Raw genomic sequence first — 8306 nt, forward strand, 5'->3', positions numbered from 1 at the left:
AATCTCCACTTAAACTTGTATCAGAATTCGATTGACATGCCAACTCTTACCTCGCGGGGTGCTTGATAGTAGTTCGGTCTATTAAAATACTCTTGTGAACTATGGACACCTGGGATAGTTGCAGCATATTCATCTACTTGTTTTGCGGGACCTTTAATTTGATCAAGCGAGTATGTTGCTCTTCCTGTGCTGTTATATACAAGCCTTTCGTTAAGCGTATCAAACAAATTAAAGACCTTCACGAAGAGAGTAACAGCTGTAGTGTTAAATGTAAATGATTTCTCCGCTAAGAGATCAACAGTGGCTTGGGATGGCTTTCTCCCGCTGTTTGCAGTTAAGTATATTTGTCTTGTTGAAATTTCCGGGGTATATGGCAGACCAGTACCTAAACGTCCGACTAAAGTAATATTCCAATCGGACGGTTTACCAAAAGATATTGTGCCGTTTAAAGTGTGAGTTTGATCCCAAGAAAGCGGCACTGGAACTTTTTCACTTTGTCTTCCGGAAGATAAATCAATAAAGAAATTATCTGCGCTTGTGTTATTTCCTTCTGCAACTTGAAAAGTATAGTCTACAGTGACACTAAGCATATCGTTCTGTGTTCTTCTTTTAGTTAGCGAAAATGTTATACCTTTAATGTTGCCATAGTCTTTATTGACATATTTTTCGTAGGTCTTGCTACTGCTTGCTCTTATTTCTTGAACCGCAAGCAAATCTCTCACATCCTTGAAATAACCAGTTATATTGAATGCAAGATTATCCGTCAATTGCTGCTGCAGACCAATTTCGTATGTAACAGTTTTTTCTGGATTTAAATTTGCGTTCCCATATCTTGGTATTCCAGCAATTGCTTCGAAGTTTGGATTGTCGTATAAAAAGCTAAATGGTGGAATCTGATAAAAGTGACCGTAAGAAATGTGGATTATACCTTTATCTGTAATTGGGAAAGAAATGCCGATTCTAGGGCTTAAGCTTGTTTTAGGAGAAGCTTTTGCAAGTAATGTGCTTTTGTCAATATAAGGTGGAACAGTAGGATCGTAAGGTGTAGGATAGAAGATATTTGTGGAATATTGGGCATCGGAATAAAAATAATCATATCTCAAACCAGCATTGATGATGATACTTTCAAATTCCATTTTATCTTGAATATAGGCAGAGAATTCAAGGGGATTTCTAGTGTACAAATCGTGTACTGAAGTTTCTGGACCTAAAATAGTTGGGGTTAGATATTGAGTTGTATCTCGGAGTACTTCAAATTGTTCAAAATCCATTTTATAAATTTTGCTTTGTAGGCCAAATTTTACTTCGTGGTTATTATTTAATTGGCTTGTCAAATCAAATTTAAGTTCAATGTTGTTAGACCTTTGGTAAAAATGTTCATTAAGAGTTCCTCCGGCAACAAAAGTAAGATCTGCAACTTTATTTAACTTGTGTTCGGGTTGATAGCGAGGATCAGCGTGAAGAACAGTTAAATCCATCCCAGGTCTAAAACTCACCTCATTGCCCGCAGCATCGAGCAATGGATAAAGGTAGCGCTTAAAATCATATATATTATATGCTCCTTTTAAAGAGTAAAAGGTACTACTGCTAATAGCATGCCGTATTTCAAGTGAATTTAGCAATCCCCATGCGTAATTGTTGTAGTTAGCATCTGGATTAAACTTAAAGTCGTGAGAATAATTTTGATATTTACTTTTAGAGTAAACTACATCGTAGTTGATTTTTATGGTAGACGCTGGTTTAATGGTGAGTTTAGCAGTGCTATTAAAGTCCTTACTAAAATTCATTGGAACAGCTTTTCCATCTCCTGTGGAAACAACTGTAATATCTGTCGCACTTCCAGGCTTAACATAAACAGAATCCCATGGATTATGTTCTCTAATACCGTAGAGGTATCCTTCGTCATTGTCATATCTTGCTGATAAAAAGAAAGTTACTTTATCGTTAAGGAAAGGAACTGGGCCGCTAAAAGTTGATTCCATTACATAATTTGTAAAAGGTTTTACAATATTTATATTAGTAAAAATATTATCACGGGGTGTAATATAATCGCCGGAATAAAAAGCGAGGTATCCTTTATAATTTTCTCCCCCTTCTTTTGTGATAGTATTAACAACACCGCTTAATGCGTTGCCATATTCTGCATTAAAAGTACCGCTTACAACGGAGAGTTCCTCTATCGCATTGGGTGAAATTTGTACGCTCCTTCCGTTATCAAAAGGGTTAGTTGCAGTTAAACCATTAACAGTATAAGCTACTTCATTTGCTCTCCCCCCACGTATGTGAATGGCGTTATCCGCACCTTTTACAATACCAGCCTGTAAAGTTAATATTTGGTCAACATCTTCAACAGGCAAGCTTTTAATTTGCCTGGCATCAACTACGCTTTTTGACGAGGTTAAATCTTTCCTTACAAGGGGAGTTTTTGCTTGTACTGTAATAGCTTGAAGGGTAATTTCTCCTTGTTCAAGTTCAATATCAATATTAGTTGTAAAATCAGAAGAAACTTTAACCCCTGTAATTATTTTTTTTTGAAAACCAACGCCTGAGGCAACGATATTATATATACCAGGCGGAATATTATTAATAATATAATTACCGTTAATATCCGAAGCTGCTCCTAAGGTTGTACCTTCAAGTATTATGTTGATTCCTATTAGAGGTTCTTTTGTACTTGCATCAATTACTTTACCTGAGATTTTTCCAGTTGTTCCTGCTATTAAAACTGAAGGCAAGGGGGAGAAAGCTGTAAATAGATAAATTAAAACGAGTAATTTTTTTTTCATTACTACCTCTAAGTTGCAATAGTAATCTTTGTTAAGAGAAGCAGATAAACTAACCCCTCTTCTTCATCAATCTATGTTTAGCATATAAAAAAGAGGGGGTATAAAATATTTCACTAAATAATAAGCTGCTGCTCAATTTATATTTTTATAAAACTATGTTTACCGCAAATATCTACTTAGATTAATATCCTAATGTAATTTTTATTTGATTAACTGCATTTTTTTAGATATAACATTGTTACCCGCAGTAAGCTTATAAATATAAGTTCCACTTGCTAAACCTGAAGCATCGAACTTAATTTCAAATTTTCCTGCGTTCATTTGTTCATTGCTAATTAATGTGGTGACCTCACGTCCCAAAATATCATAAACTTTCAAAGTTACGTTTGTACTTACAGAAAGTCCAAATCTAATAATAGTTGTTGGGTTAAATGGGTTAGGATAATTTTGTTCTAAATAAATATTTGTCGGAAGTTCACCACGAGTAATTTCTCTTACAGCTGTGGGAGTATGTTTAAGTTCTACGATTGCAAGGTCCGCAGTGGTATCATTAGAAACCCCTCTGGTATAGCCTTGGGTATAAAGTACTTCGTCATCAGTATCGCCGTCAATGTTAGCTATGTAAACAACATCGAGTTGCCCACCAGTTCCTCCAGGGGCAGGTACTAGCAATGAATCAATTATTGATGTTTTATAATTAGCGCGGTCGGAAATGTCTCCCCCTTGAAATTCAACTCTAAGGACAGCATTATTTGGAACACTTGCTGGACTGCCTCTAGTACCAAATACAAAATCCAATTTGCCGTCACTGTCAAGATCTCCTTTTGCAGCGCCATTAAGTGTGTGCACATCAATTAGTGTGTCGGTAACATCAAAAGTTTGTAGAGTATCACCAGCTTGTTTAAGAACAAAAACTCTAGTGGGATTACCCCAGCCGCCTAAAACAATTTCATCAACGCCATCACCATCTAAATCGGCAGTTACTGAACCTTTAAAAGAGCCGTATTCGTTTGCTACACCATGTAATGGAGGTAACGATGTCCATGTTCCATCAGCGTACTTTACAGGATATACTAAACCGTTGCCCCCAAAAAGATAAATAATATTACCAATAATACTAAAATCGTATTTTGCACCTGTGCCAGATAAGTTTGGGTCATTAAAACCACTTGCTTCGAGTGTCCATGTTTCAGAGCCGTCACCGTTATCCGGAATGTTGCTTACTGAAAGAACGCCGTATTGATAAGAGTTTCCCCTTTCAACGAAAATTAGTTCATCAGTTCCGTCGTTATCAATATCGCGAATTTCAAATTTTATTGGCCTCAAATTTATGCCATCTCCCTTTACTATTGGAGTGCTGGCATTAGGGTTAAATCCGCCGAAACCATCATCAACTCCCATATTGTCACTTCCGTCACCTGGGTATTCATATACCAAGATTCTTGGCAGTTCGGGATAAGGACTATAATTAACTGGTCCCCAGTATATTTCCGGTTTACCGTCCTTATCTAAATCACCCCATGTTAGCGCTGGCCATGTATTTTGAAGCGTTAAAGGAGCTACTGCACTCCAAACGGAATCCCACGTAGCCGTAGCTTCGTTCCATTCAAACTTGTAAATTCGTGGGATAAGCTCACCATCCCTATCAACAAAATTAGTATTGCACGCATAGATTTCAGTCCGACCATCACCGTCAAAATCTACCCCAGCAATAACACCCCCAAATCCACCACCCCCTGTTTCATATTTAAGGATTGGAATAGTAGATGTTCTCTGAAAAACATCCTGTGCTGTTAATAGTGATGATGAGATAAATAGAACTAAAAATAAAAAGGAAAAACGCTTCATAACCCCTCCTTGTTTTTTAATGTTGTTTTAAATGTAGTTAAAATTAAATTAAATAAAAATTCCTGCTCTCCATTTTGGAATTCTTTATTGTATTTTGCTTACCTTAGCAGTGGGAAAACAACAAAAACTGCATCTATTTTAATTAATAAAATATGCTTTTTTGTTCATTAATATGACTTGGTTAAAAAAAATATAACCATTGCAAATCTTTAATAGCCTACACAAACGGGTAGTTTTTCACTTGATTCTATTATAACTGTTTTTTATACTCATTTTATCTGTATCTAATCTTTCGTTTCCAAGTCTCGTATTTTTAGTAAGCCTCTTTTGGCAAGATAATTTAAAATACCATCCAAATAATTTTCAAGGTCAGCTTTCTTTTTAAGTAGTAAATTTAATTTTTCTGCGGTTTTGTTTTCTTCTTAGTCATATTCATGGGCTAACTCATTTCTCTGTTCTCTCAATTCTTTCTAATTGTCATAATTTTTAACTATTTCTAACTGTTCTAACCTGTTGAAGATATCAATTGCTGATTTATTTAATACGTTTTCACCCAATGATACTAAAACCGCCTTAAAAAGTTTTTGCCAATTGTATCTTGAAATTTTGAAAACCTATAGGTTACTTGGTCAATAAAAGCTAGTTCCTCATCACTTAATTTTGATAAGAGTTCCCCCGTAAAGGGTGTATGATATAATATTATTTGATAAGCATAATTCATTCTCTTGGCATGCTTTTGACATTCTTTAACCACTGACTTGAGAATTTCTTCACTCTTTTTCATAATGGAATTCCCTCTTCTTTAGCTGCTCGATAAATGTACTTATCACCAGTAAAATTATTAATTACGATATCAATTTTTTGTTCGCCCAGTTCTTTATGAAGTTTTCTAAGCAGCTTGATTTTTTTCTCAAATACATGGTCTTTTATATCTGTCTCTATGTATAAATCAATATCCCCGCCTTTTTTATTATCATCAGTCCGCGACCCAAAAAGAAAGACTTGAGTGCTCTCCCCAAAATAGTACTTGACTGCGCTTTTGATAATTTCAATATATTCTTTCTTTAACCTCATTTTATTCAATCCTCCATATTTTCAGAAAAGTCGCTCGAAAATTTAATACTATTCTCTATTTTGTTTAGTAGTAAATTTATTCAAACAATAAAAGAATGTAAAAGAAAAGCACACTCACGAATAATGCCCCATGCAATCATTATCGCTGATTAATAACAGTCTCTATCCTATTGTTTCTTTTTCTTCCTTCAATAGTATAATGGGATCGCTTCCTGTGTAACCTGCGGATGACAATCTTCCTTTCAATAATTCAGAATGTGAAAAAAGATAATCCATTATGTTTATTGCGTGTAGTTCAGAAATTTTGCTGTTCATTCTGAGGGATTTTTCATTTACAAAGAATAAAAAATTCGGCTTTACAAAACTCATGAAGCAGAATTGTGCTTCGGAAGGATTTGCTGAAACAAATTTGATCTTTGACATTAGAGAAAACGTTAAGCCAAAAAATAAGGTAATAAGGTTGAAGTTCCATAGTTAGTATGTGTTACTTACTAAGGTAAAGAAAAGTGAATAAGGTTTTTAGAAAAACTTTTAAATAAGTAAGGATATAAATGTTATTGATTCACAAAGGATTAAAATCGGGGGCTTATAAGTAAAAAATTCTTTAGGATAAGCAGACTTCTAAGAACCTCACAATCTGACAAAGACCTACAAAAAGAGTAGTTTTAAAAACTGGACGAAAAATTTAATTCTGCCAACTGTTTTCTTAACCTTATTACTTTATTGAAAATCCTCAGACAGTTTTGTGATGGTGTAACAAAAATAACTTTTTAAATGTGTTTTGTATTCATCAAAAGCATTAACTAAGAAAGAAAGGAAATGAAAAAAATTATTAGGTATTAAAATTCATCTCTGTAAAGAAGGAGAACAGCAGCCTGGGGAACAATGACAAACTTTTGTTTTTCGATTTCAACTTCGATTGCATCTTTCCTTAAAAAGAGTGCAAAGTCACCTTCCTTTGCCTGCAAGGGAATGTATTTTGCACTTTTCTTTTCTTTCCAAGGTTCGTCATCGTCTGTAGGTATTGCAACTGGGTAGCCAGGACCAATTTTAATTACATAGCCACCCTGCACCTTTTCTTTTTCATGAACGCCAGGCGGAAGGTATAAGCCGCTGTTAGTTTTCTCAAGATTTTCCTCGGGTTTTATAAGCAGCCGATCGCCAACTATAATTATTTTTTCTGTGTTAATCATCATAACTACCTAAACATTTTCTACAAAAATAAGAAACTATACAGTTTTTTTTAATCCCTTGTAACAATTATACTCTTTTCTTTGACGAGTAATTGTGCGGGAACAACAGACAGAATCTCTTTTTTTAATGCTTTAATAATTCTTTTCCCACCGTAAGATTTATGATAAACAATGCTTATTTCTCTTTTTGGTACCGGCTTTTCAAACTCACGTACAAATTTATAGTTTTCAGTATTCTCAATTTCTTTAACAGCAAGATAGGGAAGTAGAGTCATACCAAAATTATTTTCTACAAGTTTTTTAAGAGTTTCAATAGTGCCTCCTTCAAATGTGGGAGAAGGTTTTTCTTCTTGAGGATTAATACTGCAATATTTTTTACAAATATTTATAACTTGGTCTCTAAAACAATGTCCTTCTTTAAGCAGCCATAAGTCTTTAAGCTGTAATTCAGCTGCATTTATTTTTTTTCGATTAAAGAGAAAATGCTTTTTTGAAACATAAGCAACAAAAGGTTCATAATAAATTGGTTCTTCTACAATAGTGTTATCATTAAGCGGGGTTGCAAGAATAGCAGCGTCGAGCTGGTCTTTTTTAAGTTTGTCGATTATTATGTCAGTCTCAATTTCATCAAAGACCAGATTCAACTGTGAATGCTTTTTAATAAAGTTCTCTAAAAATAATGGCAACAAAAAAGGGGCGATAGTTGGTATTATTCCAAGTCGAAATCTACCCTTAATAATTCCAAGTTCTTCATCTACAATTTCTTTTATTTTCTGATGCTCTTTGAGTACAGTTCGTGCTTGTTCAATAATTTTAGCACCTATTTTAGTAGTCTTAACTGGATAGCTGGCACGGTCGAAAATTTTTATACCAAGTTCATCTTCCAGCTTTTTGATTTGCATGCTTAACGTGGGTTGAGTGACAAAACATTCAGATGCAGCTTGCGCGAAACTTTTAAAGTTATCTACTGCAACTATGTAAGTAAGTTGCGTTATGGTCATAAGTGTTCAATGTTAACTAATACTACTTATTATAAATATAATAATAAATATCTATTTTGATAAATAAATTAGCAGTTGAATCACACTTGTCATATTTAGCCCAAAGAAAACGCATCGGGCATGAACTTGGGGGATTAGTACTTTTGCTCAAAACAAAATTTTTTATTGACATTATTTTTAAATTCGGTTAATTTCTAGTAAAAAAGTTTGAGTCTTGGGGGAATAGTTAATGACCTTCAAAGAGACTAACAACAAGCCTAAGCTACTTGATCAAGTAAGGATAGCACTCAGAACAAACCACTACAGTCGAAAGACGGAAGAAGCATACATCACTTGGATAAAGAGATATATACTTTTCCACAATAAACGCCACCCAAACGAAATGGGCAAAGATGAGATTCAGC

General features: G+C 34.5%; 8 protein-coding genes. 1 reads left to right on the top strand and 7 read right to left on the bottom strand.

Annotated elements, in window-relative coordinates; all coding sequences use genetic code 11:
• Positions 1 to 20 precede the first annotated feature (20 nt).
• The 7 genes from ABRY23_10430 to ABRY23_10460 all read right to left on the bottom strand — a co-directional run bounded on the left by ABRY23_10430 (position 21) and on the right by ABRY23_10460 (position 7902).
• Complete coding sequence (locus tag ABRY23_10430) at positions 21 to 2786, bottom strand: TonB-dependent receptor domain-containing protein (GenBank protein ID MFA3783467.1); 2766 nt, start codon at positions 2784 to 2786, stop codon at positions 21 to 23.
• Positions 2787 to 2987: 201 nt separating this feature from the next.
• Complete coding sequence (locus ABRY23_10435; protein MFA3783468.1) at positions 2988 to 4634, bottom strand: T9SS type A sorting domain-containing protein; 1647 nt, start codon at positions 4632 to 4634, stop codon at positions 2988 to 2990.
• Positions 4635 to 5196: 562 nt separating this feature from the next.
• A complete protein-coding gene (locus tag ABRY23_10440; GenBank protein ID MFA3783469.1) occupies positions 5197 to 5418 on the bottom strand; it encodes a hypothetical protein in 222 nt (73 codons plus the stop codon).
• On the bottom strand, positions 5415 to 5708 hold the full coding sequence (locus ABRY23_10445; protein ID MFA3783470.1) for a nucleotidyltransferase domain-containing protein: 294 nt from the start codon (positions 5706 to 5708) through the stop codon (positions 5415 to 5417). Before ABRY23_10445 ends, ABRY23_10440 begins: the two co-directional genes overlap by 4 nt.
• Positions 5709 to 5870: 162 nt before the next feature.
• Positions 5871 to 6131, bottom strand: a complete 261-nt coding sequence (locus ABRY23_10450) for a hypothetical protein (GenBank protein MFA3783471.1) — start codon at positions 6129 to 6131, stop codon at positions 5871 to 5873.
• A gap of 416 nt (positions 6132 to 6547) precedes the next feature.
• On the bottom strand, positions 6548 to 6901 hold the full coding sequence (locus tag ABRY23_10455; protein ID MFA3783472.1) for a co-chaperone GroES: 354 nt from the start codon (positions 6899 to 6901) through the stop codon (positions 6548 to 6550).
• Positions 6902 to 6951: 50 nt separating this feature from the next.
• Positions 6952 to 7902, bottom strand: a complete 951-nt coding sequence (locus ABRY23_10460; GenBank protein MFA3783473.1) for a LysR substrate-binding domain-containing protein — start codon at positions 7900 to 7902, stop codon at positions 6952 to 6954.
• Positions 7903 to 8131: 229 nt separating this feature from the next.
• On the opposite strand from ABRY23_10460, the gene ABRY23_10465 reads away from it, so the two are divergent.
• Positions 8132 to 8306, top strand: a 175-nt coding sequence (locus tag ABRY23_10465) for a phage integrase N-terminal SAM-like domain-containing protein (protein MFA3783474.1), incomplete at its 3' end; no start/stop codon positions are given.

The sequence above is a fragment of the Melioribacteraceae bacterium 4301-Me genome, assembly GCA_041538185.1.
Taxonomy (GTDB): domain Bacteria; phylum Bacteroidota; class Ignavibacteria; order Ignavibacteriales; family Melioribacteraceae; genus Pyranulibacter; species Pyranulibacter aquaticus.